24 protein-coding genes are annotated in these 25,654 nt (G+C 59.8%); 11 read left to right on the forward strand and 13 right to left on the reverse strand.

Annotated elements, in window-relative coordinates; all coding sequences use genetic code 11:
• Positions 1-17: 17 nt before the first annotated feature.
• Genes DM868_RS10715 through DM868_RS10725 form a run of 3 tightly spaced genes read right to left on the reverse strand, consistent with a single transcriptional unit; the run spans position 18 to position 1,920 of the window.
• A complete protein-coding gene (locus tag DM868_RS10715) occupies positions 18-683 on the reverse strand; it encodes a cytochrome c biogenesis CcdA family protein (protein WP_137276874.1) in 666 nt (221 codons plus the stop codon).
• Positions 676-1,239, reverse strand: a complete 564-nt coding sequence (locus DM868_RS10720) for a TlpA family protein disulfide reductase (RefSeq protein ID WP_137276875.1) — start codon at positions 1,237-1,239, stop codon at positions 676-678. The genes DM868_RS10715 and DM868_RS10720 overlap by 8 nt, the downstream gene beginning before the upstream one ends.
• Positions 1,240-1,920 carry an SCO family protein gene (locus DM868_RS10725; protein WP_137276876.1) on the reverse strand — a complete coding sequence of 227 codons (681 nt, stop codon included), beginning with the start codon at positions 1,918-1,920 and terminating at the stop codon, positions 1,240-1,242.
• A gap of 197 nt (positions 1,921-2,117) precedes the next feature.
• On the opposite strand from DM868_RS10725, the gene aglG reads away from it, so the two are divergent.
• The 3 genes from aglG to DM868_RS10740 all read left to right on the forward strand — a co-directional run bounded on the left by aglG (position 2,118) and on the right by DM868_RS10740 (position 5,392).
• Complete coding sequence (gene aglG, locus DM868_RS10730; RefSeq protein ID WP_137276877.1) at positions 2,118-3,035, forward strand: glucosyl-dolichyl phosphate glucuronosyltransferase; 918 nt, start codon at positions 2,118-2,120, stop codon at positions 3,033-3,035.
• A 77-nt stretch (positions 3,036-3,112) separates the two neighbouring features.
• Positions 3,113-4,387, forward strand: coding sequence for a nucleotide sugar dehydrogenase (locus DM868_RS10735; RefSeq protein WP_137276878.1), 1,275 nt, complete (start codon positions 3,113-3,115; stop codon positions 4,385-4,387).
• Between the two features lie 33 nt (positions 4,388-4,420).
• Entirely contained in the window at positions 4,421-5,392 is a 972-nt protein-coding gene (locus tag DM868_RS10740) for an SDR family oxidoreductase (protein WP_246049070.1), read from the forward strand.
• A gap of 91 nt (positions 5,393-5,483) precedes the next feature.
• On the opposite strand, the gene DM868_RS10745 is transcribed toward DM868_RS10740, so the two are convergent.
• On the reverse strand, positions 5,484-6,638 hold the full coding sequence (locus DM868_RS10745; RefSeq protein WP_170964484.1) for a polysaccharide deacetylase family protein: 1,155 nt from the start codon (positions 6,636-6,638) through the stop codon (positions 5,484-5,486).
• A gap of 371 nt (positions 6,639-7,009) precedes the next feature.
• On the opposite strand from DM868_RS10745, the gene DM868_RS10750 reads away from it, so the two are divergent.
• A complete protein-coding gene (locus DM868_RS10750; protein ID WP_170964485.1) occupies positions 7,010-7,984 on the forward strand; it encodes a carboxylate--amine ligase in 975 nt (324 codons plus the stop codon).
• 175 nt (positions 7,985-8,159) lie between these two features.
• Complete coding sequence (locus DM868_RS10755) at positions 8,160-9,197, forward strand: glycosyltransferase (protein WP_137276881.1); 1,038 nt, start codon at positions 8,160-8,162, stop codon at positions 9,195-9,197.
• A gap of 294 nt (positions 9,198-9,491) precedes the next feature.
• On the opposite strand, the gene DM868_RS10760 is transcribed toward DM868_RS10755, so the two are convergent.
• Complete coding sequence (locus DM868_RS10760) at positions 9,492-10,178, reverse strand: CatB-related O-acetyltransferase (protein ID WP_137276882.1); 687 nt, start codon at positions 10,176-10,178, stop codon at positions 9,492-9,494.
• A 444-nt stretch (positions 10,179-10,622) separates the two neighbouring features.
• Here DM868_RS10760 and DM868_RS10765 point away from each other — a divergent pair, with 444 nt between their 5' ends.
• From DM868_RS10765 to DM868_RS15160, 3 genes are all read left to right on the forward strand, one after another.
• Positions 10,623-12,080 carry an oligosaccharide flippase family protein gene (locus tag DM868_RS10765; protein ID WP_137276883.1) on the forward strand — a complete coding sequence of 486 codons (1,458 nt, stop codon included), beginning with the start codon at positions 10,623-10,625 and terminating at the stop codon, positions 12,078-12,080.
• A gap of 389 nt (positions 12,081-12,469) precedes the next feature.
• Positions 12,470-14,788: a BGTF surface domain-containing protein gene (locus DM868_RS10770; RefSeq protein ID WP_137277046.1), complete on the forward strand. Its 2,319-nt coding sequence runs from the start codon at positions 12,470-12,472 to the stop codon at positions 14,786-14,788.
• 162 nt (positions 14,789-14,950) lie between these two features.
• A complete protein-coding gene (locus tag DM868_RS15160) occupies positions 14,951-15,502 on the forward strand; it encodes a hypothetical protein (RefSeq protein ID WP_170964481.1) in 552 nt (183 codons plus the stop codon).
• A 481-nt stretch (positions 15,503-15,983) separates the two neighbouring features.
• Here DM868_RS15160 and DM868_RS15490 read toward each other — a convergent pair whose 3' ends face one another.
• Entirely contained in the window at positions 15,984-16,331 is a 348-nt protein-coding gene (locus tag DM868_RS15490; protein WP_342776389.1) for an AAA family ATPase, read from the reverse strand.
• A 241-nt stretch (positions 16,332-16,572) separates the two neighbouring features.
• Here DM868_RS15490 and DM868_RS15165 point away from each other — a divergent pair, with 241 nt between their 5' ends.
• Positions 16,573-16,719, forward strand: a complete 147-nt coding sequence (locus tag DM868_RS15165) for a hypothetical protein (RefSeq protein ID WP_170964486.1) — start codon at positions 16,573-16,575, stop codon at positions 16,717-16,719.
• Positions 16,720-16,741: 22 nt separating this feature from the next.
• On the opposite strand, the gene DM868_RS10785 is transcribed toward DM868_RS15165, so the two are convergent.
• The 3 genes from DM868_RS10785 to DM868_RS10795 are packed head-to-tail and all read right to left on the reverse strand — an operon-like array spanning position 16,742 to position 19,368.
• On the reverse strand, positions 16,742-17,509 hold the full coding sequence (locus DM868_RS10785) for an ABC transporter ATP-binding protein (RefSeq protein ID WP_137276884.1): 768 nt from the start codon (positions 17,507-17,509) through the stop codon (positions 16,742-16,744).
• Complete coding sequence (locus tag DM868_RS10790; RefSeq protein WP_137276885.1) at positions 17,506-18,309, reverse strand: ABC transporter permease; 804 nt, start codon at positions 18,307-18,309, stop codon at positions 17,506-17,508. Before DM868_RS10790 ends, DM868_RS10785 begins: the two co-directional genes overlap by 4 nt.
• Positions 18,310-18,333: 24 nt before the next feature.
• The gene (locus tag DM868_RS10795; protein ID WP_137276886.1) at positions 18,334-19,368 is read right to left on the reverse strand and encodes an ABC transporter substrate-binding protein; all 1,035 of its coding nucleotides are present in this window, start codon (positions 19,366-19,368) and stop codon (positions 18,334-18,336) included.
• 233 nt (positions 19,369-19,601) lie between these two features.
• On the opposite strand from DM868_RS10795, the gene DM868_RS10800 reads away from it, so the two are divergent.
• Together DM868_RS10800 and DM868_RS10805 are read left to right on the forward strand one after the other, a co-directional pair.
• A complete protein-coding gene (locus DM868_RS10800; protein WP_137276887.1) occupies positions 19,602-20,723 on the forward strand; it encodes a pyridoxal phosphate-dependent aminotransferase in 1,122 nt (373 codons plus the stop codon).
• Between the two features lie 62 nt (positions 20,724-20,785).
• Positions 20,786-21,151: a hypothetical protein gene (locus tag DM868_RS10805; RefSeq protein WP_137276888.1), complete on the forward strand. Its 366-nt coding sequence runs from the start codon at positions 20,786-20,788 to the stop codon at positions 21,149-21,151.
• 131 nt (positions 21,152-21,282) lie between these two features.
• Here the strand turns inward: DM868_RS10805 and thsA are convergent, their stop codons facing one another.
• The 4 genes from thsA to DM868_RS10825 all read right to left on the reverse strand — a co-directional run bounded on the left by thsA (position 21,283) and on the right by DM868_RS10825 (position 25,610).
• Positions 21,283-22,959 (reverse strand): thermosome subunit alpha, encoded by a 1,677-nt coding sequence (gene thsA / locus DM868_RS10810; protein WP_137277047.1) that lies wholly within the window; start codon positions 22,957-22,959, stop codon positions 21,283-21,285.
• A gap of 326 nt (positions 22,960-23,285) precedes the next feature.
• Positions 23,286-23,849: a KH domain-containing protein gene (locus tag DM868_RS10815; RefSeq protein WP_137276889.1), complete on the reverse strand. Its 564-nt coding sequence runs from the start codon at positions 23,847-23,849 to the stop codon at positions 23,286-23,288.
• Between the two features lie 46 nt (positions 23,850-23,895).
• Positions 23,896-24,219 (reverse strand): hypothetical protein, encoded by a 324-nt coding sequence (locus DM868_RS10820; protein WP_222845529.1) that lies wholly within the window; start codon positions 24,217-24,219, stop codon positions 23,896-23,898.
• A gap of 5 nt (positions 24,220-24,224) precedes the next feature.
• Positions 24,225-25,610, reverse strand: a complete 1,386-nt coding sequence (locus DM868_RS10825) for a cryptochrome/photolyase family protein (protein ID WP_137276891.1) — start codon at positions 25,608-25,610, stop codon at positions 24,225-24,227.
• Positions 25,611-25,654 lie beyond the last annotated feature (44 nt).

The raw sequence follows: 25,654 nt of genomic DNA on the forward strand, positions 1-25,654 counted from the left end.
GTACCCGTTCGCCGCGCTCAGTAGACGACGAGCGCGAGGTACAGCTGCCCGATCCCGGCGACGATCATCACGACGCCCGCAAGCCGCTTGAGCCACCCCGAGTACGCCGTCAGCCGGCTCGCGTTCGTCACCAGCCCCATCCCGGTCGCGACAGTCGTGGCGACCATCAGCGCGGCGACGCTGCCGGCGTACGTCGCGAGGACGAGCGCGGCCACGTCGCTCGGCAGCGAGGCGGCGCGGGCCGTGACCGCGATGAATATCGGGGCGACACAGCCCGCCCCGGCGAGCGCGTAGCCCGCGCCGAACACGCCGAAGCCGAGCACGCTCGCGCGGCGCTTCGGCAGCGGGATCGACAGCGACGGCGCGCGCCCGATCACGACGAGCACGCCGAAGCCGATCAACAGCGCCCCGACGAGCGTTTCGAAGAGCGTGATGTTCTGGAGCGTCGAGTGCCCGACGAACAGCGTCGCCCCGGTGAGCGCGCCGAACGTGGCGAGGACGCCGATCCCGGCGACGATCCCCCGGACGCCCGCCCCGCCGAGCGACGCCTCGTTCGCCTCCGTCTGGTTCACGTAGAAGCCGACGTAGCCAGGCAACAGCGGGTACGCGCAGGGCGAAAAGAAGGTCGCCACGCCCGCGGTGAGCGCGAACGACAGGTTCGTCGCGAGCGTGACGTCACTCATCGTCGAGGGCACGCTCGATCCCGGCGACGAGCTCGTCTGTCGTCTTGACGCCCGATTCGGACCACTGGACGGTTCCCGACGCGTCGATCGCGACGGCGGAAGGGTAGCCGCCAGCGAGATACCGAGCGGCGAGCTCGGCGGTCGAATCGACGCCAACCGTCCAGCTCCCGTCGTGCTCAGCCCACCAGTCAGCGACGTACTGTTCGCTGACGGCCCCGCCGACATCCTCGGTCGTCACCGAGACGAACCGCACCTCGTCGCCGAGTCGGTCGTGCGCTTCCACGAGCGCCGGCATCTGCTCCTCGCAGGGCGGACACCACGTCCCGAAGAAGTCGACGAACGACGGCTCGCCCGTCGACGGAAGCGAGATCGTCCCCTCGTGGCTGCCCGGGGCGTCGATCGTCTCGATCTCGATGGGTTCGCGTGATTCGCCGTCGCCCTCGTTCGCGGTGCCGGATTCGCCGCCCGGCGACGGGAGCCCGCGAATCGCGATCGCGCCCGCCGCGCCGAGCGCGCCAACGCTCGCGACGCCGGCGAGGAGCTCCCGTCTGCGCATCTACCCGTTCACCACCGTCACGAAGTCGTCGACGATGCGCTCGACGTCGACCCCGACGGCGTTCGGGTAGGCGCGCTCGACGACGCCGTCGGCGTTCGCCAGCAGGATGAGGTTGTAGTGCGGGAAGGCGTACTCAAGGTTCTCGTACTCCTCGGCGTCGGTCTTTTCGATCACGAGTCCGAACTCCTCCTCGTAGAGCTCTTGGCCCGTCTCGTACGTCTCCGGGCGGAGGAAGTGCCAGTTGCCGGCGTCGAGGTCGACGCCCTGCTCGCCGGCGTACGTTTCGAGGGCATCGGCGGTGTCGCGCTCGGGGTCGAACGTCGCGGCGAGAAACGCGGCCTCGTCGCCGATGCCGTTCTCCGCGGCGACCGCCTGCGCGCGGCGCAGCCGGAGGATGAGCGCGGGACACATCCCGTCCGGGCAGTTCGTGTAGAAAAACGTCATCAGTTGGGCGCGCTCGCCCTCGAGATCGGCCGTCGAGATCGTCTCGCCCGAAATCGGGTCCGGCAGACTGATCTCCGGCATGTCGTCGCCGTGGCTGGGGTGTGTGGACGCGCTCAAATCGACCTCGGGCTCGCCGAGGATCGTCCGGCTCCCCAGGCCGGGGACGGCGTCGAGACATCCGGCGGTGGCGACGATTCCCGTGGCTGCGATCGATTGGAGGTACCGGCGGCGTTCCATATCTCCCCCTTACGAAGCGTCGTATATATGTCGACCGCTGCCGGTCGGGATCGGCGTACGACCCCTCGACCGGTGAGTGCTCCCTTTGCTCGTCCTCTTAGCTGTTGGAATCGTCGAACTGGACGAATATGTACTCCGACGGTCTTCAGATATCGAAGACACAACCCTTATCGCTCAACCGTCAGTAAAGCCTCCGAATGAAGGTCTCCGTCGTCATCTGTACGTATTCATCGGAGATGTATGAGCACTTTGCGGACTGTCTGGAGAGCATCCGCGGGCAAACGTACGATGACATCGAGACGATAGTCATCGTCGACGGGAACGATGATCTCTACGAGCGTGTCGATTCTGAGTACGGTGACGACCCGGATCTGAAGCTCCACTGTAATGAACGAAACCTCGGACTGTCCGGGAGCCGCAACGAGGCACTCGAGTACGTCACCGGTGACATGGTCGCGCTCATCGATGACGATGCGGTCGCCGACGACCGGTGGATCGAGGAACTTGTTTCGGTTTACGAACGTCGCGACGCCATCGCTGCCGGTGGAAAGATGACGCCGATCTGGGTCGCCGGAAAACCGGATTTCCTGCCCGAAGAGTTCTATTGGCTCGTCGGCGTCACCCACCGGGGATTCGCCGACCCCGGCGAGGAGGTCCGAAACACCTTCGGTTCGAATATCTCCTTCAAAACGGATGTACTTCGTACCCTCGGCGGGTTCGCCACGGAGGTTGGGCGGCAGGGCGAAAAGAACCTGCAGGCCCACGAAACGGAATTTTGTGCTCGGATGCGGGAGGAGTACGGTCGCGGTGTCGTGTATAACCCGGACGCGACGGTCGGACACAAGGTCTTCGAGTGGCGAACCGACAAACGATGGCTCCTCGAACGGGCGTTCTGGCAGGGATATTCGAAACGGGCCATGGAGACGCTGGTCTCCGAAGCGTCGAGCGCCGAGGAGTCCGATTTCCTGAAGCGACTGGTGTTCGAGTTCGTCCCGTCTCGCATCCGGTCGCTCGTCACCGGCCCAACAGTAACCGAGGCCAAACAGCTTCTCGCGCTATTCGTGCTCACTGGGACGGTCGGGCTTGGATACGTGTACGGTCTCTTGAAGTGGTGAACACCGACTCGTGCTCAGTTTTTCTGCTCTATCGACAAGCGATGGGCTAAAATTCCCCTGTCTCGACAGATCAATATATGAGTTCCCACACGCCTCGCGTCGGCGTCGTCGGATTGGGATACGTCGGTCTCCCACTGGCGCTCGCGATGCACCACGCGGGCCACGACGTGATCGGGGTCGATGTCGACCGCGAGACCGTCGAACACCTCAACGACGGTCGGACACGCGTCAGTGACGTTTCTAACTCGGACGTCGAAGACGCCCTCGCTGAGGGTATCGAATTCACCACCGATTATGCGGCGTTGGGTGCCGTCGACGGTGTGTCGATCTGTGTTCCGACACCGCTTCGGAAAACTGATACGCCCGATCTCTCCTTCGTGCTCGACGCGGCCGAACAGCTCGCGCCGGTCGTCCCGGAAGGGGCGACCATCGTCCTCGAAAGCACCGTCTATCCCGGTGCGACTGAGGAGGTCGTTGGCGAGGCACTCGCGGAAAACGGAGCTACCATCGGCGAAGACATTTACCTCGCGTTCTCCCCCGAACGTATCGATCCCGGAAACGAGGAGTACGGCCCGACGGATATCCCGAAGGTGTTAGGCGGGGTCACTCCCGCGTGTGGTGATCACGCTGAGGCGCTTTACGAACCGGTCTTCGACGAGGTCGTCCGCGTCAACTCGGCGACCGAGGCCGAACTGGTCAAACTGCTGGAGAACACGTTCCGAGCGGTCAACATCGGTCTGATCAACGAACTCGCGCAAGTTGCGCACGAACTCGACGTCAATATCTGGAGTGCGATCGACGCCGCGAAAACGAAGCCGTTCGGTTTCATGCCGTTTTATCCCGGCCCGGGGCTTGGCGGTCACTGCATTCCGATCGACCCGTTCTATCTCTCCTGGAAGGCCAACGAGCAGGGGATCGATACACGCTTTATTCACCTCGCCGACGCCGTCAACCGCGAGATGCCGAGGCACGTTGTCCAGCGGGTCGTCGAACGATTGAACGACAGGGGAGTTGCGCTGTCGACCGCAGATGTACTCGTCGTCGGTGCGGCATACAAGCCCGACGTCTCCGACACGAGGGAGTCTCCGGCGATCGACATAATTCAACAACTCGAAGAGTGGAACGCGGCTGTAGCGTACCACGATCCACACGTTCCGGAGCTCGATATCCTCGGAGAGCTCTACGATTCTGTACCTTTGACGATTGAACGTCTCGAAACGAGCGATTGCGTCGTCATCGTCACTGACCATTCCGACATCAACGTCGACCGCCTCGTCGAACACGCGCCGTTGGTGTTCGACACGCGAAACGCAACCGGTGATTTCGTTGCGGAGAACGTCGTCCGTCTGTAAATTACGTCCCTTCCGCGCCTCGATCGACCTTCGTTGTCCAGAAGACGATACACTCAACCAATAGCCCTTCTGAGATCCGGTATGCCGACGGCGCTTGTAACAGGTGTTGCGGGATTTATCGGTTCAAATCTCGCGGACGAACTTCTGGACCGTGGTTATACCGTTCGAGGAATTGACAACCTCGTGACTGGACGGGAATCAAATCTCGAGGCGATCGCGGATGAACTCAGCTTTCACCAGGGTGACATTCGAGACGCCGAACTGATGGCTGATCTCACCTCCGGTGTAGATTACGTCTTCCATCAGGCAGCAGTACCATCCGTCCCTCGGAGCGTTGATGACCCTGTAACGTCGACCGATGCCAACTGTACTGGCACGGCAACTGTCCTCGATGCGGCCCGGCGTGCTGACGTTGAGTGTGTCGTTGTCGCCTCTTCGTCGTCAGTCTACGGTTCGAGCCAGAAGTTGCCGAAGGTCGAGACGATGCCCGAGAATCCCGAATCACCGTACGCGCTCTCGAAGTATTTCACCGAAAAACTCGCCCTGCAGTGCAGCGATCTCTACGATATCGACACGGTCGCCCTACGCTACTTCAACATCTTCGGTCCGAGACAGGATCCGGCGGGGGATTACGCCGCGGTGATCCCGAAATTCATCGATCTCATGCTTCGGGGCGAACGTCCGGTGATATACGGCGATGGCGAACAGTCGCGCGATTTCACCTATATCGACAACGCCGTCGAAGCGAATATTCTGGCGGCCGAGCGTGACGTGACCGGAGAAGCGTTCAACGTCGGCTGTGACGACCGCTTCACGATCAACGAACTCGTTCACCGACTTAACGAACTGTTGGGCACAAATCTGGACCCGATCTACGATGAGCCACGGCCCGGTGACGTACGACACTCACACGCTGACATCTCGAAGGCTGCGGAACTGTTGGGGTATGAGCCCGTGGTTGATTTTGATGAAGGATTGACCCACACACTAACATATTACGAGTGACTCCCGGACCAATTCGCATCGTAATTCAAGTGTTCTACAATACATAATAAAAGAGCGGGTGAATTTTGTATATGTTTGATAATCGCCTTGTTCATCGTCGATCAGGCTTCGCTCCGGCCGAAAATACGTCTGATTGCTGTTTCCAGTGTTCTCCGATTTCCCGAACAGAACCAAACCACGCTCCTTCTTCTTTTAAATATTCAAGAACACGAGTGTAAAGTGATCGCCACTCTCGATTCGAGATCGAGGAAGGGTGCCATAGGAGGGTGAGAACACCGCCAACCGATTTGACCTCAGCCGCTATCTGCTTGACATACTCGAATGCGGTCTCAACATCTAGACGAAGTCCCTTCGATTGATTCAACAATGCGTTATCCTGAATGACGAGCGGTATCTCGATGAGTGGCAGTGATTCTTCGGCTTCGAGGTCGTACAGTTGCCACGGATACGACGTTCCGAATCGGAACCCGACGTTGTCATTGAAACCGAGCGTAGAATCATATTGGAATCCCGCATCGGCGTGTGCTCGTGGTGTCTGCCCGATATCGTAATGAAGGAAGTGCTGACGTACGCTCTTGACTTCGTGATCGAGAACCGACTCGAGACGAGACTTTTGCCGTTCGAGTTCTTTCGGATCGTCGTATGATGGCCACGTGGGATGGAGCCCAATCTCCCAGCCACGGTCATCAATCTCTCTTATCATTTCCCCTACCGTCATCGTCTCTTGGTCGAAGACGACTGTATCGGAAAAGCTGTAGTGTGTGTCTGTATGGTGGCGTGCTGTCCGCTCGTCGGCGATAAAAAAGAACGTCGACGTTCCCTTAACTGATGATTCGATGTTTAGCCATCGTTCGTACTGATGGAGAGGGTCCGATCCCAGTTGGAGTGACTTGATCGTGTCGTAGCCGAGCCGGAGAAAACTTTCAGATACTTTTTGAACATACGCGTCAAGAGAAAGTTGCTCTCGACAGCGTGCGGTGTTTACTAGCCGGCGGTACGTCTGCCGGATCGAGTGCTCGGTAACAGTATCCACGTCATGAGTGAGACAGACTGCGAACGAAGCGTCTCCCGGCCAAGTTGGGCTTTCCCGTTCGGGATCAAGAACTGGTCTATATAGTGTTTCCGAACGATTGAATGGCGAATAACCGAAATCTGGAACTTTGCTGTCTAAATCGATATCGTCCAGCATCGTGGCCTCCCTTTCGCCTCGGAGAATGTCTTCGGAAGAGTACGCCCGATCTCTCATCGTTCCTCGTATTTGAATTACTGCACACGAAACAGTATCGGTTGTTAACGCGCTTCGTATGCCGGTTAGTAGTCCCCTCAATCAACCCTGTGAACTGTTCTTTATTCTGTATAATCCATCCTCACCGATGTAACGATAGTCACAATTTAACAGTCGCGACTGTTATTCAGAATTATATGTGCCTCTCGGTATTGGTTACAAACGCTCAATCGAAGCAGACTCTCGCCATTGTTCGAGGCCTTTCGAATTTCGGCTACGACATTATCACCGTTGGCGCCCATCCTCGTTCTCAATCATTTTACTCTAAACACTGTCTTGCAGGGATACAGGTAGCTGACTCCGAAACGAACCCCCGACGATTCACGGCCGACGTGAACAAAGCGGTTCAAGATTACAATATCGACGTTGTATTGCCCGTGTCGTCGTCTGATACGATGGCTATCGCGCGGTACAGAGAGGAGTTTGGTGACCGTGTGCAGATTCCGATCGCAGATTACGAGATTTTAGTCGCAGCCTTTGACAAAGAATTGACCTTTGACCATGCACGTGAGCAGGACATCCCAATTCCGGAGACGTACTGTCCGACCGATCGAGCGGAGCTTGAGGACCTTGCCGACGATCTCTCGTACCCCGTAGTCGTCAAACTTCGCCAGACGTCTGCATCGGAAGGGCTACGGTACGCACATTCACGGGACGAACTGCTTTCAGTTTATGAGCTTGATGGTCCCGATGGTGTGTCAACGGAATACGAGCGACCACTCGTTCAAGAGTATATCGAAGGTGACATCCACGATGTCTGTGTTCTCTTTCAGGACGGCGAACTGAAGCGAGCTCTGACCCAGAAGCGACTTCGTATGTATCCCGCATCGGGTGGAGGTGGCGTGGTGAATGTCACTACTGACCGTCCTGAACTAATTGAGCTAGCTGAGGATCTTCTCTCTACGCTTGACTATCACGGTGTAGCGCAGGTTGAGTTTATGATCGAGGAGGGAACTGGTGATCCGTATCTCATCGAAGTTAATCCGAAGCTCTGGGGAACGTCGGGACTGTCGATCGCAGCCGGCGTGAACTTCCCAAAATATCTGGTCGAGGTGTCGCAGGGTAAGACGCTTGAGCGGAATCTCTCGGATTACGAAGTTGGTCTAACGTATGTCTGGCTCAGTCCTGGATTATTGGGCAACGTAGAACAGTCGGACGGTGTAGTAGAGGCACTAATTGATATACGGCGAGTACACGCCTCGAACGGACAGACGGACCTCGACTTTTCCGACCCGATTCCTCATCTCGTTCGGATGCCACAGATCGCTTGGATCGTTTTTCGGTCGCTCTTTTCACGTCTATCGTAGGATCGTGGTAAAATATCTTCCCGCAATTGGGGTTTGACGGTTTGGTACACTGTTCTGTGGGATTTCAGCATTCTAAATAATCGGAACGTTGGTAACGCCCGCGTTGAAACCCGACTGATAGAGCAATGATCAGCGGGTTCAGAGTGCCGGACGCTACAGCGGATCGTATAAAACAATGAGTACAGGCCGTGAGTCGATTCGAGTCCTCTGGCTGCGTCCCACCGTCGGAACGCACATCAGCACCCGTCGAGAGCGTATCAAAGAGGGATTGACAGACCGCGGTGTGACCGTTGATATCGTCGATACGAGCGGTACGGAAGCCATCGGTGCGATCAAACAGGCGTTTTCCGAAGAGTACGATCTCATCGCGGGGACCGTCCGCGTGGGCGTATATTACGGGTACTTACTCGCCCGGGTGAAGGGGGTGCCGTTCGTGGCCGAAGTCACCGAACCGATCGAACGCGTCCGGGAGGATCTGCCGTGGCCGGTTTTCCGCTTTTTCAAGTGGTACGAATGGAACGTACTCGAACGCGCGGATGCGCGCTTCTTCGTCGAGGAGGACGTCCTCGAACGGGTTCGCCGCCGCGGGATGGACGGTCACCTCGCAAGGAACTCCGTGTGGTACGAAAAATTCGCCGATCCGGATCCGACTGTCGTCACGTCTGCTCGGGATCACCTTGAGGCGATAGGGGTAGATTTCGACTCGCCGGTGGCGATATACCTCGGTGGATTCACCCGACAACAACATATCCCGGAGATACTCGACGCGATACCGAAGTGTCCCGAATGGGACTTCCTGTTCCTCGGTGAAGATGGTCAACACGCCGGTGCCGTCGAGGAGGCCGCAGAAACGCACGAAAATGCGTATTTCGGTGGAGTCGTTCCACACGACGAGGTCCCCGGCTATCTGTCCGTTGGGGATGTCGGATTCTCGCTGTCTTTGGGCGAGCGTCCGCTTAAGTTGCTCGAGTACGGGGCCGCAGGACTAACCGTGCTCGGAATTCCCGGCCGTCGGCAACGCATTTTTTCGGATGATCAGGTCCACTTTATCGAGCCGACTCCGGATCGGATTGCCGAAACTCTCGAGAAGATCCGTCTTGATCCCGAGGCCGTTCCGGCTACCGGAAGTGCGCTGCAAACGTACGCGAAACATAATTCGTGGGACGATATCGCTCAATTGTATTACGATGTCTTTTGTGAATCAATCGACTGAATGATTTATAAAATTCTTTATATACGAGCTATTGCTGAGAGACCGTAGCATCTAACGTGAATTAGGTGGATCTTCTCTATGGATAAATTCCAACATGAGTACTGGAGTTCTGCCGGATAGATTCGCTGGCTTGAGGAGCTTCAGTACCCATAATGTTGGTCTGGATCAGTACCCAAGCTTAGTTATCACCGAGAATACCAGTGGTGTCCTACTAGTGATTGTTTTGCACGCTTCCATAATTTATACTCAATATATTTTCAAAAACGATGTTTTCAACAGAAAATGTATAATAAGCTATTCAATTAATGAATATATGTCGGATGTCTCACGAAGATCACTTTCAAAAAATTCGATATTTTTCTTTTGTCTCTCCTCATCCCAATCCCACCAAGCAATCTCTTGGAGGGCCTCCCTTGTGGACTCATCAAACCTGTAGCCTTTGTGAGTCGCAGGATTTCCAGCCACGATGGAATACGGCTTAACATCGTCTACTACAACTGAATCCGCTGCAATTACGGCTCCATTTTCGATGGTAACATCCGACAAAATTTTTGTATCTGAGCCGATCCAGACATCATTCTCAATTTTAATTGGACCTTTTGAAATATGTGGTAACTCTGAGCCTATCTTATTATAAAATCCCATCGACATACTTGGTTTGTACGTTGGGTGGTCTAGGGTTCTCATCCGTGCACGTGCAGCAATAGGACAGTATTTGCCAATACTTACTTCACCTATTATCGAATTATTTCCCATTAATCCAGTATGATCTCCTATATTTACATCCCCCATAATTTTAACATCTTTTTTGATTGAGACATTTTTCCCAATCTCGATATTGCCATAAAGCTCTGACCCCCGCCCAAGAGTGGCCGACTCACTTATGTTAATCGAGCTGTCTGAGAATTTATTTATAATTACGTTAAATAATTTTGGATGGCCAAAAAATTTAGAATAAAGTTTATATGCTCTCTCCTTCATATACCATAGAACTATGCTGTATTTAATAAATATTCTCGTCTATTACGTGGACATTGGATAGATCCATATGATCGTGGTTCTGAAGTTAATTAAATAGTTATTCTGATAAGGTCACACGAATCAACCGTCCCTACTGAGCGTTCAGCTCTAGTGAACTACATCCTACCAGCGGGATGTATTGGCCGATATAACGAAATGAATCGATACTTCAGTCTGCTGGTTCGTCTATAACATCGGGCGCGACGTGGAACAGTATATCCTATCGCTCGTACCGTTCAATATCGCCAGTTAAACTGACTTTCACATTGAACAATTAACTCCGTAAATTTCATGTCCATGAGTGTTCAAAATCACCACCCCCACTACCTAAATTAATAAGTAAATGGATGGAGTATTCTGGTCTGCCGCTGTATTTCGATCACAAACCACTACGATTATTTTAGTATGAATATCGGACAGACCTCAATAATCGTATATTTATCTCTGCTGTTCGCCTCTGCGCTCGGGTTTTTATCCACACTATATTTTGCTCGAAAACTAGGGCCAGAAATAATTGGTATTTTCTCTTTGTTGATGGCTGTTATAACCTGGTTATCTCTAGCTAATGTGGGCCTTGGTGAGGCGATGAAAAAGAGAATTAGCGAGGGGAATGATCAAGGTGAATTTCTTTCTGCAACAATTTTATGCATCATTCCGATTGCAGTTATCGTCGCGATTCTTGCAGTAGCCTTCCAACCAACCTTACAAAATTATGTGGATGGATTTGACAAATATGTAAATATTTCAATCGTTTGGTTCGTTATGGGAGTCTTTTTGATTCGTACGTTTTTCCAATCAGTATTCAGGACTTTGACCTCTCAACGAATGGTCCACATTCGCGGGCTACTCGATCCGGTGAGTATTGGCGGCAAGAGCCTATTCCAGATCATTCTCGTCGCCGGTGGATACGGTCTCTTGGGAATGCTCGTCGGGTGGATGCTGGGCGGACTCCTCGTCGGCGTGATCGGGCTGTACTGGGTGCGAATCCGTCCCGCGCGACCCAGCAAACGCCACTTCAAAAGCCTGTTCGAGTATGCCAAATTCTCCTGGCTGACCGGCCTGAAATCGCGCGCGTTCAATCAGGTCGATATCCTCCTTCTCGGTGCCTTCGTCTCCTCGTCGCTCGTCGGCGTGTACGCCGTCGCGTGGTCGATCGCGAAGTTCCTCGAACTGTTCGGGAACTCGATCGGTCAAACGATGTTTCCGGAGATCAGTCACACGTCGGCGCAAGACTCCACCGAAGCTGCGGCCGGATTACTCGAGGATTCACTGGCGTTCAACGGACTCATCGCCATCCCCGGTCTGATCGGCGGTCTCGTTCTCGCCGAGCGTCTCATGCGCCTGTACGGGCCCGATTTCACGCGGGGCGGGGCTGTACTCGCACTCCTCATCCTCGCGACGCTCGTGTACTCCTATCAGAACCAGCTCCTCAACACGCTGAATGCGATCGACCGCCCGGATATCGCCTTCCGGATCAACGTCGTGTTTATCGCCCTCAACGCCGTGCTGAACGTCGTACTCATCTCGCAGTACGGCATCGAGGGTGCCGCGGCCGCGACCGTAATCTCGGCGGCTGTCGGCCTCGGTCTTTCCTACTATGCGTTGGACAGCCTGATCGATTTCGAAACGCCGGTCCGCGAACCCACTCGTCAGATCGCCGCCGCGCTCCTCATGGGCGGCGTCATCTGGGTCGCGCTCGAATCGATCGAAACCACCGGGCTGATAACGCACAACGCGATCATCGTCGTCAGTCTCGTCACGAGCGGCGCTGGGGTGTACTTTCTCACTTTGCTCGGTATCTCGCCACAGTTCAGAGCGACCGTCAATCGGAACCTCCCTTTTGAGGTCCCGTTCTTAGGGTAACGAATCGGGATCCCGCTCGACCCCGAGCGGAGGAGCGTTCTGTGGCCTTTGACTCCGAACACACGCGCGAAGATGGACGAATACCGCCGGCGATCGCTGAGGTGCGTGAATAAGCGTTTTCATACGTCGATTTCTCTCTCGACTTCGTTTATATACTCATACGTCCGACGTTCGCACGACGCCAAAACCACGAAACGGCCTCTCCCCGCTGATATCGCGCCCGACAAGCGTTATCACACCCCGCCCTGCCCCACAAAGCATTTATACTGAGCGATAGAGTTTGAAATCGTACCCCTACCCATGGTGGCAGTGCGGAGTATCGATGTGGCCGGCGATCGCGCCACATCGTACGCGACGTGCGGCCGCCGATTGCGACAACGAAACACAACATGACACGAAACAATAACGACAAGCTGCGTGCGGTAGTCCTCGCGGCGCTGATGGTCCTGTGGGTCTTCGCAGGCTCCGTCGCGCTCGCGGGCAGTGCTGCAGCGGCTGATGCAACAACCAACACAGCTCAAATCGACGGTGATGAGTTCTATCAAGGCCAAGAAGTGAATATCTCTACGGGCCTTGGTTCAGGCACTAGCATCCAAGTCCGAGAGGTAACAGGACGTGACAGTGGCGGCAACGCGACCACGTCGGCAACTCGCGTCACCAACGAGGTTGACGCTAACGGCAACCTTACTATCGACTCTGCAAACTTGCCAGAAGGCCAGTTTGTGCTCCAAAGAGTTGATACTAACGAGTTCTTGGATACTGCTAACACTTGGCAGACCACAAGCCTCCGGGACATGGATCCCCGTGCCGCAGAATTCTCTGTTGTCGTTCAAACACTAGCTGTCGAGTTTGACGACGGCGACGGCGGAAGTGAAGTTCGCGCTGGGGAATCCATCGAACTTGACTTTAGCTCACCGGAGCGTGCTAGTGGATACAACGTTAATGTCACTGCTGATGGCGATATCAGCACGAGTGAACTGAACAGTACGTTCTACGACCTCGTCGGTGAGGAAGTCGAAGACATTAGTGAACACCCGGATGACGACACGATCACTCTCGAGGGTGTCAACAGCTCGTTCACACACGATGTCACATTCGACTCCGACATCGACCCCGATGACTACGAAATTGAGTTCTCGGTTACGGACACGACCGCTGAAGCCACCGCAGATGTGACGGTGCTTGAAAAGATCGAAGCAGACGCATCCTTCGACGAACCGCAGTTCGTAGAGAACCGCGGTGACGTCGCATCGATCAATGCGACCGTCGATGGTGGCGTTGATCAGGTTGACATCGTTATCGGTGACTTCGACGATGTCGGCTACGAGATGAACCTCACCGTCGAACCGAATGGCGACGGCGAGATCGCTCTGCTGTTCAATACATACGAAGCCGGTCAGGGCCCCGATACGACCCCCGATAACGCTGCAAACAACGTCATTGAGGCTCGTGACGACTACGGAAACGTCGTCGACACTCATGAGAAAACTAGTGGCGACCAATCTCTTGGTACTGTCCTTGAGGCAGGTCTCTACGATATTAGCATCCGTGAGAACACGTACGATACAGGCGATGGATCGGTTGATGCCAATGCCGAAGAGTACGATGTCTCTACGCTGGATCTGACCGAACGGTCCACCGATGGCATCACGCTCTGGCGTGCACCGAACGGAGCTAGTATTAGCGACGTTGATGATGTTCAGGCAGGTATCGAAGCAGGAAACATCACGCAGACTAATTCAGTCGCTATCCAAGACTCCGATCGCGGTAGCACCGCAGATATCATCGTTCACCAGATTGAAGTCTCTGGTGTCTACGGTCAAGGTACGAGCGCCGCCGCCCTGCTCAACAACACGGGCAATCTGACGCTCGAATATGAAGAGACCGATGCATCTGCAAACCGCGCGCCACTGATGCTCAATATGAGCAACTCTCACGCGACGGCTGAGGGTGACTTCGGTGTTATCGTCGACGAAGAGAACAACATGATTTTCGCGGCCATCCCGGCCAACCTAATCGAAGTCTCGCGTGGAAACGGTGCTGCGGAACGACTCCCGACTGGGAACGACTTCGAGGTCCGGTACAACGTCACCGCTAACTACCTGAACAACTTCGATAGTGATGGTGACCTCGGGAGTCCGGATGACGACGAAGTCGTCTCCGACAGCTTCTCGACGGTCGACCGCGAACTCACATTCGACACGGCAGAGGATGGCAACGTGACCGTTCCGCCGACCGCTGATGCGGAAGTCACGGGTACGACTACGATCGCTCCTGGTACGGAGATCACCGTCCGCACCCGTGCGACCGGTGACAACGCGTTCCTCCGCACCAGCGACACGGAAGTCGACGCTGACGGCATGTTCAATGCTGCTGGCTTCGACTTCAGCGACATCCCGGCTGGCACGGAGTTCACCGCGAGCGTCCGACAGCAAGGCTTCGAGAACAACGCCGAAACGGACGGCATAGTCAGCGAAGACGCTGGCGCGCCGGAACCGACGCCGGAACCGACGCCGGAACCGACGCCGGAACCGACGCCGGAACCGACGCCGGAACCGACGCCGGAACCGACGCCCGAGCCGACTGACGAACCCGAACCCGAACCGACCGAAGCGCCTGAGGATCAGGCCGGATTCGGAGCCGTCATCGCGCTCATCGCGCTCATCGGCGCTGCGCTGCTGGCAGCCCGACGGAACGCGTTCAACTAACTGACGACGACCCACGCGGGTCCGACTCGGTCTCGCGGTTTGCGGTTTTCATTTTTCGACGACGCTGCGACGGACAGCGATAGCTGCGGCTGTCAATCGTTGTTCGATGTCGCTATTCGAGTCGAGAATTTCGTTCTCCGATAGCTGTCGAGTCAACTCCGCATGGAAACAGTTCTCGCCGTTCGACCTCTTCAAGCGTTCTGGCTCTGGCTGACGTCCGCCACGACGACCGATCGTCACCGTTCGACGCGTTCGGTCGACGTTCTCGATGGCCTCTCCGCGATGTTTCGAACGGGGTCGGAGACTTCGGCGGCCATCTCACGCGACACGGCGGCGCTGTTGATAAACCCGCGTCTGACTGTCAGGCGTGTGCCCCACTCGACGGCTATGGTGGTGGATCGCAGACGATACACACTCCATCGGTACGGCACCAACACGATTGGTGAGTTGTTACCGCACCAAGAGCTGAACGCCCCGACTTCTCTGGACGAGGCAAGCGTTTTATCCCATCATAGATCGGAAAACCGTCTTTCAAACTCAACCGCGGTGAAGAACTCACGCTCACTGCCGACGACAGGGGGCGGGCAACGCTCCTCAAAGAAGTTCGCGACCATTCTGGGTGTCAATCGCCTCGGTATCGACGGGATACCGTTCGCGGCGCTCCTCGCGCTCGTGATCGGTGGTATCGCGCTCTCGCTCGTCTACCACTGGTGAGCGCCGCGCTACTTTCGTTCGGACCGAGACCGGCATACGCGCTCGGCTGTGGGACGCGAACGTCCGAGAGGACCTCCACGAGGATATCGGTCGCTACCGCCCCATCGACTCGGGTGTCGAGTATCAACACGGGCCAGTGAGACAACACTGGCGGGGCCATCGTCTTGACGCCATCCGGCGTCGCGAAGGGTCGTCTTCCGAGCGCGATCCGCGTTCGGACGGCCTCGAAAAACCGCTGTACTCCGAGGTACTCGCGAACCGTGGGCTCGAAGCGGATCGAATCCGACACGCCGGGGGGTCGATCGAGCGACCCGAGCCTACAGACTCACTCGACCGGCCGCGACTCCTGCGCGCGGGCGGCCCGTTGATTGATCAGTTCGGGGTCGCTCGCGCGGTCGGGGTAGTCGAGGCTCGTCCTGGCGATGAACCGATCCAGTTGGGCGACCGGGAGACCGAACGTGACGTCTATCTCGACTGGGTTCTACCTATCGATGACGACGAAGGGGTCCGGAAGCGGATACGAGTCGCCGTCGACCGTGACCTGGCCCTCCTCCGTCGCCTCCAACAGCGCCGATTGGGTCTTCGGAGGAGCGCGATTGATCTCGTCGGCCAACACGATGTTCGCAAAGATCGGTCCGGGTTGGAACTCGAACTCTCGGGTCGCCTCAACGGGGACGTTCGAGGGTAACAGATCGGGCGTGAACTGAATGCGTTTGAACAGACGCCGACCACGTCCGCAAAGGAGCGCGATGCGTGTCTTTCCCGTCCCCGGAACGTCTCCCGACAGCCCGTAGCCGTCGGAGACGATACCGGCGTGTACCGTCTCCAGCGTCGCTCAGTCGGTCACGACCGCGCCCGCGATTTGATCAATGATTCGGGCACACTGCGCTCGAACCCCGCCGGGTTGCATACCGGACAGTTCGATGACACCGTGATCGTAAAGCGCTACATAGCGAACTGTTCTAACCGGTTGCGAACGAATTACGCCGGCGCGCTTTGATCGTCTGTCGACACCAGTCGATCGATCCGACACGGCCGCCTCTTTGTCCCGCCGTATCGTCGACCCGTATATGAGCGAACGCGACGACGCGACCGAGCGATTCCTTCGGAGGGCCGGGGACGGTTACGGCGAGTACGAGCAGGGGTACGCCGACGCGGACGCGACGCTTCGACGCCTGAAACGACACATCGAGGCGCTCCGGGAGGGGACCAAGTGAGCGGGGGTGTCGCCGGCCGCCGTCACTCCCGGATGAGGTCCAATACACGCTCGTAGTGCGCCCCAAACTCGGGGTCGGAACGAGAGCGTGGCCGCTCGAGGTCGACGTCGAGTACCTCTCGAATGTGTCCCGGCGACTTCGACAGCACGACGATACGGTCGGCGAGTTTGAGCGCCTCCTCGACGTCGTGAGTGACGAACAGCACCGTTTTCCCGGTTTCTGTCCAGATGTCGAGCAGTTCCCGTTGGAGCATCTCGCGGGTTTGGGCGTCAACGGCCCCGAATGGCTCGTCCATGAGCAACAGATCCGGATCGACCGCGAGCGCCCTCGCGATGGCGACGCGCTGTTTCATGCCGCCCGAGAGGTCCTTCGGATAGCTGTCGCCGAACCCGTCGAGGCCGACGAGGTCGACGAGCTCACCGACGCGGCGGCGACGTTCGGCGTCCCCATCGCTGTTTTCGAGGCCGAAGCCGACGTTACCCCGGACCGTCCGCCACGGAAAGAGGTGGTACTCCTGGAAGACGACGCCCGTGTCCGGGGTCGGTCCGTCGACGCGGGTCCCGTTCAACAGGACGTCTCCCTCCGTCGCCGACTCCAGTCCGGCGATGATCCGAAAGAGCGTCGTTTTCCCACAGCCGGAGCTACCGACAATACAGACGAACTCGCCATCGGACACGTCGAAGCTGACGTCATCGAGCGCCTGCACCGGCCCCTCCGCGCCGTCGTAGCGCTTCTGAACGCCGTCGATGCTGACGCGCGCGCCGAACGCCCCGTCCGAACGTCCGTTCATCGCCACGCGAGCACCCTCCGTTGAACCGTTCGGAATGCCACATCGACGACGAGGAACATGAGGCTCAACACGAGAATGTACGCGATGACAACGTCGACCTGCAGGTTGTTTGAGGCGCGCAGTATTCGCCGACCGATCCCCGGGACCCCGAAGATCTCCGAGGCGACGACGAGCATCCAACAGCGCCCGATCCCGGTTCGAACCCCCGTCAGGATCTCCGGCGACGCCGCGGGGACGACGACGGATCGAAGCAGGTTGACGTCGCGGTCGACGCCGAGACTCCGCGCCACGTCGAGGAGGTCCTCCGAAACCCCCTCGACGCCACCGTACGCGGCGTAGAAGTTGATCCAGAACGCGCCGACAGCGATGATGAACGCCGCGCCGGCGTGGTTGATCCCGAACCACGCGATCGCGAAGCCAATAAGCGCCAGCGGCGGCACCGGGCGGAGGGTCCGAACGATCGGTGCCGACACGTCGTCGGCGATCGAACTCCACGCCAGCACGACGCCAGCCGCGACGCCAAGCGCGGTGCCGATCGCCGCGCCAGGGACCCAGTGTCGGACGCTGTGGCCGATGGCAATCGCCATCTCGCCGCTCGCCGCCTCCGCGTAGAACGTCTCGCCGACGGCGATTGGCGATGGCAACACGAACTCCGGTTGAGAGAGCGACGCCGCCCACCACATGGCGAGGAAGCCAGCGATCCCGGCAGTACCCAACACCGCCCGGCGCGGATCGAACTCGAAGATCGAGCCGTTGACCCGGCCCTCGAACTCCCCGTCTACGCCCGTTTCGGTTGCCATCCGTTCCCTCCGAATCGGTCGGTGTTACAGCGCATCGTACACGTCGTAATGGAAAATGTGGTCGATCGATAGCTGTTGATCAATCTGTTCGTTCTCGTAGGCGAACTCGGCGAAGATCTCCGCCCCGCTCTCGATCGCTCGCGGATCGGTGACGAAGTTCGAGAGCGGCGAGTCGAGCGCGCGACGGGCGCGCTCGGCCGGCATTCCGATCCCGCTCTCGACGTGCTCGGCCGTCCGATCGGGGTTCTCGGCGATGAATTCCGTCGCGCGGACGTGCTGTTCGAGGAACTGCCCGGCGAGCGACGAGTCGCGCACTTCGTCGCTCATGAGGGTCACGGCTGCAGGCTGGCCGGGCATGATCTCACTCGCCGGCAGGAACATCGTCACCGACGACTCCTCCTCCTCGGCGATCGTCGGCACGGGTTCCATGATCGACGTGCCGTCGATCTCGGCGCTGGCGATCGCTTGCCAGACGGCGTTCGCCCCGTTGATCTCGATGATTTCGACGTCGGACTCGGGATCGACGCCGATCTCTCCCAGCCAGTATCGCAGGAGGACGTCCGGCACGGATCCCTGCGGGAACGTGCCGAACCGGAACGGTTCGCCGCGTTCGTCCTCCCAGATGCCGAACGCATCGGCGCCGTGTTCGGCCCACAGCTCTTGGAACGCCTCGTCGGCCATGATTCCCATCGGTTCGACGATGTTCGCGGCGGTCACCATCGCCGGGATGCCCCGGTCGATGACGATCATAGCCGGGACAATCCCGAACATCGCGATATCGATCTCACCGCCACCGTATGCCTGGATGATCGCCGGGCCATCGGTGAACTCCCTGCCGTCAATTGTGGCGTCGATCCTGTCGAAGTAGCCCTCGCCGTCCATGACGAAATACTGCAGATCCGGGTAGATCGGCATATAGGCGACCGTAAGCTCGTCCAACGAGCCGCCGTTGCCGCTGCCGATCCCGAGCCCGCCGCTGAGACAGCCGGCTAGCCCGCCTGCTATGGCCGCGCCGGCTCCGCCGAGATACGCACGTCGAGAGAATCTGCCGTCCGTCATTGGCCACTCTACGACTCGAGTACTTATGCCCGGACAGGTCGCGGTAGCGTTTGACTCGACATGGGACGCCGCTGATGTGCGTATTCGGCCGATCTGGGCGTCAGATATTCTTATTTGTTTCCCTCAGCTGAAATCCGATCGTAGTGTGTGTCGGCAAAAATAACTGATACTTCGAACGGACGGCCGCCGATCGACACGGCAGAATTATTGCGTCGCCGGACGCCCCCTCTCGCATGAGTGGTTTTTCAGCCCGCGTCGAGCGGATCTCGATCAGCGGCATCCGCGAAGTGTTCGAAGCGGCCGGCGAGGACGCGATCAACCTCGGCTTGGGACAGCCCGACTTCCCGACGCCCGAGAACGCGCGAAACGCGGCGATCGAGGCGATCGAATCCGGGGAGACCGACGCGTACACGTCGAACAAGGGGACCGAAGCGCTCCGGGAGGCCATCGCGGCCAAGCACGACCGGGACAACGACTTCTCGGTCGACCCCGCGAACGTCATCGCCACGGCGGGCGGCAGCGAGGCGCTGCACATCGCCATCGAGGCCCACGTCGATGCCGGCGAGGAGGTCATCTTCCCCGATCCGGGCTTCGTCTCCTACGAGGCGTTGACGCATCTGGCCGGCGGGACGCCGAAGCCGGTCGAGTTGCGTGAGGACCTCACGATGGCTCCCGAGGCCGTCGAGGCTGCGATCACCGACGACACCGCGATGTTCGTCGTCAACAGCCCGGCCAATCCGACGGGTGCGGTCCAAAGCGAGGCTGATATGCGCGCCTTCGCCCAGATTGCCGACGAGCACGACGTGGTCTGTCTCTCCGACGAGGTGTACGAACCGTTCGTCTTCGACGGCGACCACCACTCGCCGGCCGATTTCACCGACTGGGAGAACGTCGTCGTCGTCAACGCCTGCTCGAAGGCGTACTCGATGACCGGCTGGCGTCTCGGCTGGGTGGCCGCCTCCCACGAACGAACCGAGCGGATGCTCAGGGTCCACCAGTACGCTCAGGCCTGCGCGTCCGCGCCCGCCCAGTACGCCGCCGAGGCCGCCCTGTCGGGGCCGCAGGACCGCGTCGACGAGATGCGCGCGGCCTTCGAGGAGCGCCGCGACGTGTTGCTCGACGGTCTCGAAGGGATGAGTCTCGACGTGCCGACGCCGCAAGGGGCGTTCTACGCGATGCCGCGGGTGCCGGACGGCTGGGTCGACGAGGCCATCGACCGCGGGGTCGTCGTCGTCCCCGGCGAAGCGTTCGGCAAGCGCGGGGCGGGCCACGCCCGCATCTCCTACGCAGTCGATATCGAGACGCTGCAGGAGGCGCTCGAAATCATGCGCGAGGCGACGGCCGCCGTCCGGTGAGCGCTCGACGACCGGTCCGGTAGCCGCCGGGTACTTATCCGACGCGTCGCGCTATCGCCGGTATGAACGGACGAACACTTCTCGCGGCGATCGGTGCGGGGATCGCGACGTTTCTTCTCGTCACCGTCGCGGTCATCGAACTCCTCGACTTCGAGTTCTCGGCGATCGTCGCGCTCCCGATCGGACTCCTCGCCGGTGTCGTCGTGCTGATCGGCGTGGGCGTCTCGATGAGCGTCTTGAGCGCCGGGGTTCGCCGATTCGTGAGCGCATACGCCGCCTTTGGCCTCACTGTCATCGCACTGCTCGGGCTTCGCTACGTGAACGTCGGGCGAAGTGTCCTGTCGACCGATCTGATCGTTGGTGCGGGCTTCGCAGTCGCGGTCGTCGCGTACGTCGCGCTGTTCGTCGGCTCGCGGTCCGCGTCGTAGCGACTCGCGTCGGCGCGGCGTTGCGGATCGCGCGCCCGTCGCTATCGGCTTCGTCGAAAAATCGAGAATGTTCGTCGGTCGAGCGGCGATTCGGATGGTCGGTCGGGATGGATGGTGCGCGCTGTCGCGGGTTACATCATGCCGCCCATGCCGCCGCCCATACCGCCCATGCCGCCCATGCCGCCGCCCATACCGCCGGCGCCACCGGCAGGCATGTCCTCGCCGTCGTCGTCGTCGCTGGCACCGCCCTTCAGGTCGCCCGCGGCGATGACGTCGTCGATGCGGAGGATCATCACGGCCGCCTCGGTGGCCGCCTCGATGGCCTGCGTCTTCACGCGGAGCGGCTCGACGACACCCTCGGACTCCATGTCGATGACGTCGCCCGTGTACGCGTCGAGGCCGAAGCTGCTGTCTTTGGTGTGCTGGCTGCGGAGCTCGACGAGCGAGTCGATCGGATCGAGGCCGGCGTTCTCCGCGAGCGTGCGCGGGATCACGTCGACGGCGTCGGCGAACGCCTCGATGGCGAGCTGTTCGCGCCCCTCGACGGAGTCGGCGAAGTCACGCAGACCGAGCGCCAGCGCGATCTCGGGCGCGCCGCCGCCGGGGAGCACCTGTCCGTCCTGAAGCGTGGTGCGAACGACGCCGAGGGAGTCCTCGACCGCGCGCTCGACCTCGTCGACGACGTGTTCGGTGCCGCCGCGGAGGATGAGCGTGACCGCGCGGGCCTGCTCGACGTCCTCGACGAAGATCTTCTCGTCGCCGGCGATCGGTTTCTGGCCGACGGAGCCGGCGAAGCCGAGGTCGTCCTCGGTGATGTCGTCGATGTTCGAGACGACGCGGCCGCCCGTCGAGCGGGCCAGCGCCTTCATGTCGGACTTCTTCGCGCGGCGGACCGCGAGGATGCCCTCCTGGGCGAGGTAGTGTTGGGCCATATCGTCGATGCCCTTCTGGCAGAAGACGACGTCCGCGCCGACGTCGGCGAGTGTGTCGACCATCTCGCGGAGCTGTTTCTCCTCTTGCTCGAGGAACTGTTCGAGCTGGTCGGGATCGGTGACGTTGACCTCGGCGTCGATCTCGGTCTCTTTGACCTCGATCGGCGTGTCGATCAGGGCGATGTTCGCGTCCTCGACCAGGGCGGGCATGTTGTCGTGCACGCGCTCCTTGCCGACGATAACGCCCTCGACGAGTTCGGACTCGTCGACCGCGCCGCCGACGACCTTCTCGACTTTGATGTTGTCCGTGTCGATCTCGTCGTCGTCCGCGACCGCGCGGACCGCGTCGACGACGAGGCCGGAGAGCAGGTCCTTCGAGTTCTCCGCGCCCTTGCCGGTCATCGCCGTCGCGGCGATGGCTTCGAGGACCTCGGTGTCGTCCGCATCGACGTCGATCGCGATCTCTTCAAGGATCTCCTTGGCCTCGGCGGCGGCCTGGCGGTACCCCTGTGCGAGGACCGTCGCGTGGATGTCCTGCTCGAGGAGGTCTTCGGCCTGCGAGAGCAGTTCACCGGCGACGACGACCGATGTCGTCGTGCCGTCACCGACCTCTTCCTCTTGGGTCTCGGCGACCTCGACGATCATGTTGGCTGCGGGGTGTTCGATGTCCATCTCGCTGAGGATGGTGACGCCGTCGTTCGTGACGACGACGTTCCCCGTCGAGTCGACGAGCATCTTGTCCATCCCCTTGGGGCCGAGCGTAGTGCGTACGGACTCAGCGACCGCTTTCCCCGCGGTGATGTTCATCGACTGTGCGTCCCGTCCGGAGGTTCGCTGGCTCTCCTCGGAAAGGACGATCATCGGCTGGTTGCCCATCTGTTGTGCCATAGTCGTCCGAATGATTGTCTGTGGTTCTATATAAATCTTGCTGAAACGGTGGGGACGAAACCGCCCGACGTGCCCCGAATGGTCGTGGTAATGCCTTTCACAAAACGCTTTTATATGCTGTTTTGCTGGTTCGCAAACTCCGTCGTCGTCGGACGGTTTTTGCGCCAGCCCCGTTTCCGGTATCGCGTCCCGATCGATGGCGTCTGCTCCCATGTAGTTCCGCCTTGATGATATCTATCTCCGCTACGGCGGCTTTCCGTTTCTCTAGCGGCTGATTCCGCAAAACGGTAGCCCGTCGCGACGATCGACCCCGCTCAGGCCGACCGCGATCCGTCCGAAAACTGGTGGTACTGGATGTCGTTCGATCGCATCTCGTTGTGGCGGCGCTCGAGGAACGAGTAGACCGCGCCGTGCGGCGCGCCGTCGAGGATCATCTCCGCGGCGCTGCGGACCGCGTCGACCTGTTCGGGCGAGCCGATGGTCCCGAGCGTCGTCCCGTAGATGACGACCTCCGCGCCGCTGAGTTCGGCCATCAGCTCGCGAGTCCGGCCGTTTTCGCCAATAAGCCGCCCCTTCTTCCGACGGAGATCCTTCTTGTTTCGTGTCGCGGCCTCGATGTCGATGAGGTCGAACATCTGCATGTCGTCTTCGAGCAGTCGGAGGGCATCCTCGGGGGGGAATCCGCGGCCGATCGCCTTGACGATGTCGGGACCGTTCATCGCGACGATCGGGTCGCCGACGGATTCGACGCGGACCGAACCCGTCTCGGAGTCGATGTCGAGGCGAACCTCCGCGCGGGCCTCGATCTCGCGCATCGTCTCACCCCCCGCACCGATCAGCACACCGATCCGGTCTTTCGGTACCGTGACGTGTTTCATACCCACGTTTCGTGACGCGGACTTTTAAGGATACGCTTCGGTGCCGCTACCACTCGAGGGTCCCGTCGTAGCGGTGCGTCCCGTCGACGGTCGCTCCGTACCGATAGGCCTCCGGCGTCTCGATCCCCCACGCCGCCAACCGGTCGTCGACCCCGTCGACGATCGTCCGGACGAACGACCCGCGCTCCCGAAGCGTGGCCGGCGTCCGTGCGTGCTCGGTCTCGAACTGACACGGCGCGCTCCGGCCGCCGTCAGGGGCTGATATCCGGAGCCGGAGATCCGACCGGAGGCGCTCGCGAACCGGCGGCGGCGCCCCGTAGAGGATCCCCTCGCCGAAGGCGTCGATCGCGTCGAGCGCGTCGTTCGGCACGTGGTTCACCGTTTCCCGAGCGCGTGCTCGAAGACCCGCTGTGCCCGCTCGTACCCCTCGTTGCGGTCGACGATCGGGTCGGCGTACTCGGGGGCTAACGACGCCCGTTCCTCCCGAGCGAGCGTCGGCCACTCGATCACTTTCCGCGTCGGCACCCCCTCGAGTTCCGGGACGTACTCGCGGATGTACGTCGCCCCCTCGTCGTACTTGCTCGCCTGGCTCACGGGGTCGAAGATCCGCACGTCGACGGAGTCGGTGCCGGTGGAGGCGACCCACTGCCACCCACCGTGGTTCGAAGCATAGTCGTGATCGAGCAACTGGTTCGTGAAGTACCGCGCGCCGCGGCGCCAGTCGATCTGGAGGTGTTTCGTCAGAAAGCTCGCCACGACCTGCCGCGGGCGGTTGTGGACGTACCCCTCCCGGTTCAGTTGCCGCATGCCGGCGTCGACGAGCGGGTACCCGGTCTCGCCGCGGGTCCACGCCTCGAAGGCCGCGTCGTCGTCGCGCCACTCGATGTCGTTCGGGAACGACTTGTAGTTCGACACCGCGAGATCCGGGTTGTAGTACAGCAGGTGATACATCTGCTCGCGCCAGGACAGTTCGTATCTGTACTTGTCGACGTTCCGGCGCTCGCTGCCGTGGACGGCATCGTAGACGTCGCTCGCGGTCGCCCACACCTCCCGGATCCCGATGGCCCCGGTCGCGAGGTACGGCGACAGTCGCGAGACGGCGTGGGTCGGCTCCTCGACGGCCGCCCGCAGGTCGTCCCGGGTGTCGTTGTACGAGGTGATCCCGTGGTCGACGAACGTATCGAGGCGGTCGCGGGCGCCGCGGTAGCCGGCCGCCGGCAACTCGACTTCGACTTCCGGCTCCGGGACCGTCTTCCCGTCGCTGACCGCCGCGAGGGCCTCGGCGTCGGGTTCGGCGTACGGCCCCCGCTTCGGGACCGCCTCCCAGTCGCCGTGGAACTGGCTGTGGTTCGGGTAGGACCGCTCTAGTTCCTCGGGGCCGACCAACACGAGGTCCGTCCGCACGTCGGTCCTAACGCCCTCGGCCCCGAGCGCGTCCTCGACGGCCCGCTGTCGGTTCCGCCGCGCCGCGCGGTAGTGCGTGTTGTAGAAGACGGTGTCAACGTCGTACTCCGCCGCGAGGTCGACGAGGACCTCGTCGGGGTCGCCCGCCCGGACGAGGAGGTCGCTGTCGAGTTCGCGGTAGCGGCGTTCGAGCGCCTTGACGTGTCGGAGGTACAACGCCCGCTGTCTGGCCCCCATCGTCTTCAGGAGGCCGCTGTCGTACACGAACACCGGAACGACCGTTCCCGCCCGCGCGGCGGCCGCGAGCCCGGCGTTGTCGCGCGTTCTCAGGTCCCGGCGGTGCCAAAACAACTGCATACGATCCGTTCGTCCGGCGGCGGCTAAGGCCTTCGGCAGGCGGC

The organism is Natronomonas salsuginis (assembly GCF_005239135.1).
GTDB lineage: Archaea > Halobacteriota > Halobacteria > Halobacteriales > Haloarculaceae > Natronomonas > Natronomonas salsuginis.

Coding starts and splice junctions, on each gene's coding strand:
- DM868_RS10715 (WP_137276874.1), bottom strand. CDS start 683: ATGAGTGACGTCACGCTCGCGACGAACCTGTCGTTCGCGCTCACCGCG.
- DM868_RS10720 (WP_137276875.1), bottom strand. CDS start 1,239: ATGCGCAGACGGGAGCTCCTCGCCGGCGTCGCGAGCGTTGGCGCGCTC.
- DM868_RS10725 (WP_137276876.1), bottom strand. CDS start 1,920: ATGGAACGCCGCCGGTACCTCCAATCGATCGCAGCCACGGGAATCGTC.
- aglG (WP_137276877.1), top strand. CDS start 2,118: ATGAAGGTCTCCGTCGTCATCTGTACGTATTCATCGGAGATGTATGAG.
- DM868_RS10735 (WP_137276878.1), top strand. CDS start 3,113: ATGAGTTCCCACACGCCTCGCGTCGGCGTCGTCGGATTGGGATACGTC.
- DM868_RS10745 (WP_170964484.1), bottom strand. CDS start 6,638: ATGAGAGATCGGGCGTACTCTTCCGAAGACATTCTCCGAGGCGAAAGG.
- DM868_RS10755 (WP_137276881.1), top strand. CDS start 8,160: ATGAGTACAGGCCGTGAGTCGATTCGAGTCCTCTGGCTGCGTCCCACC.
- DM868_RS10760 (WP_137276882.1), bottom strand. CDS start 10,178: ATGAAGGAGAGAGCATATAAACTTTATTCTAAATTTTTTGGCCATCCA.
- DM868_RS10765 (WP_137276883.1), top strand. CDS start 10,623: ATGAATATCGGACAGACCTCAATAATCGTATATTTATCTCTGCTGTTC.
- DM868_RS10770 (WP_137277046.1), top strand. CDS start 12,470: ATGACACGAAACAATAACGACAAGCTGCGTGCGGTAGTCCTCGCGGCG.
- DM868_RS15160 (WP_170964481.1), top strand. CDS start 14,951: ATGGAAACAGTTCTCGCCGTTCGACCTCTTCAAGCGTTCTGGCTCTGG.
- DM868_RS15165 (WP_170964486.1), top strand. CDS start 16,573: ATGAGCGAACGCGACGACGCGACCGAGCGATTCCTTCGGAGGGCCGGG.
- DM868_RS10785 (WP_137276884.1), bottom strand. CDS start 17,509: ATGAACGGACGTTCGGACGGGGCGTTCGGCGCGCGCGTCAGCATCGAC.
- DM868_RS10790 (WP_137276885.1), bottom strand. CDS start 18,309: ATGGCAACCGAAACGGGCGTAGACGGGGAGTTCGAGGGCCGGGTCAAC.
- DM868_RS10795 (WP_137276886.1), bottom strand. CDS start 19,368: ATGACGGACGGCAGATTCTCTCGACGTGCGTATCTCGGCGGAGCCGGC.
- DM868_RS10800 (WP_137276887.1), top strand. CDS start 19,602: ATGAGTGGTTTTTCAGCCCGCGTCGAGCGGATCTCGATCAGCGGCATC.
- DM868_RS10805 (WP_137276888.1), top strand. CDS start 20,786: ATGAACGGACGAACACTTCTCGCGGCGATCGGTGCGGGGATCGCGACG.
- thsA (WP_137277047.1), bottom strand. CDS start 22,959: ATGGGCAACCAGCCGATGATCGTCCTTTCCGAGGAGAGCCAGCGAACC.
- DM868_RS10815 (WP_137276889.1), bottom strand. CDS start 23,849: ATGAAACACGTCACGGTACCGAAAGACCGGATCGGTGTGCTGATCGGT.
- DM868_RS10825 (WP_137276891.1), bottom strand. CDS start 25,610: ATGCAGTTGTTTTGGCACCGCCGGGACCTGAGAACGCGCGACAACGCC.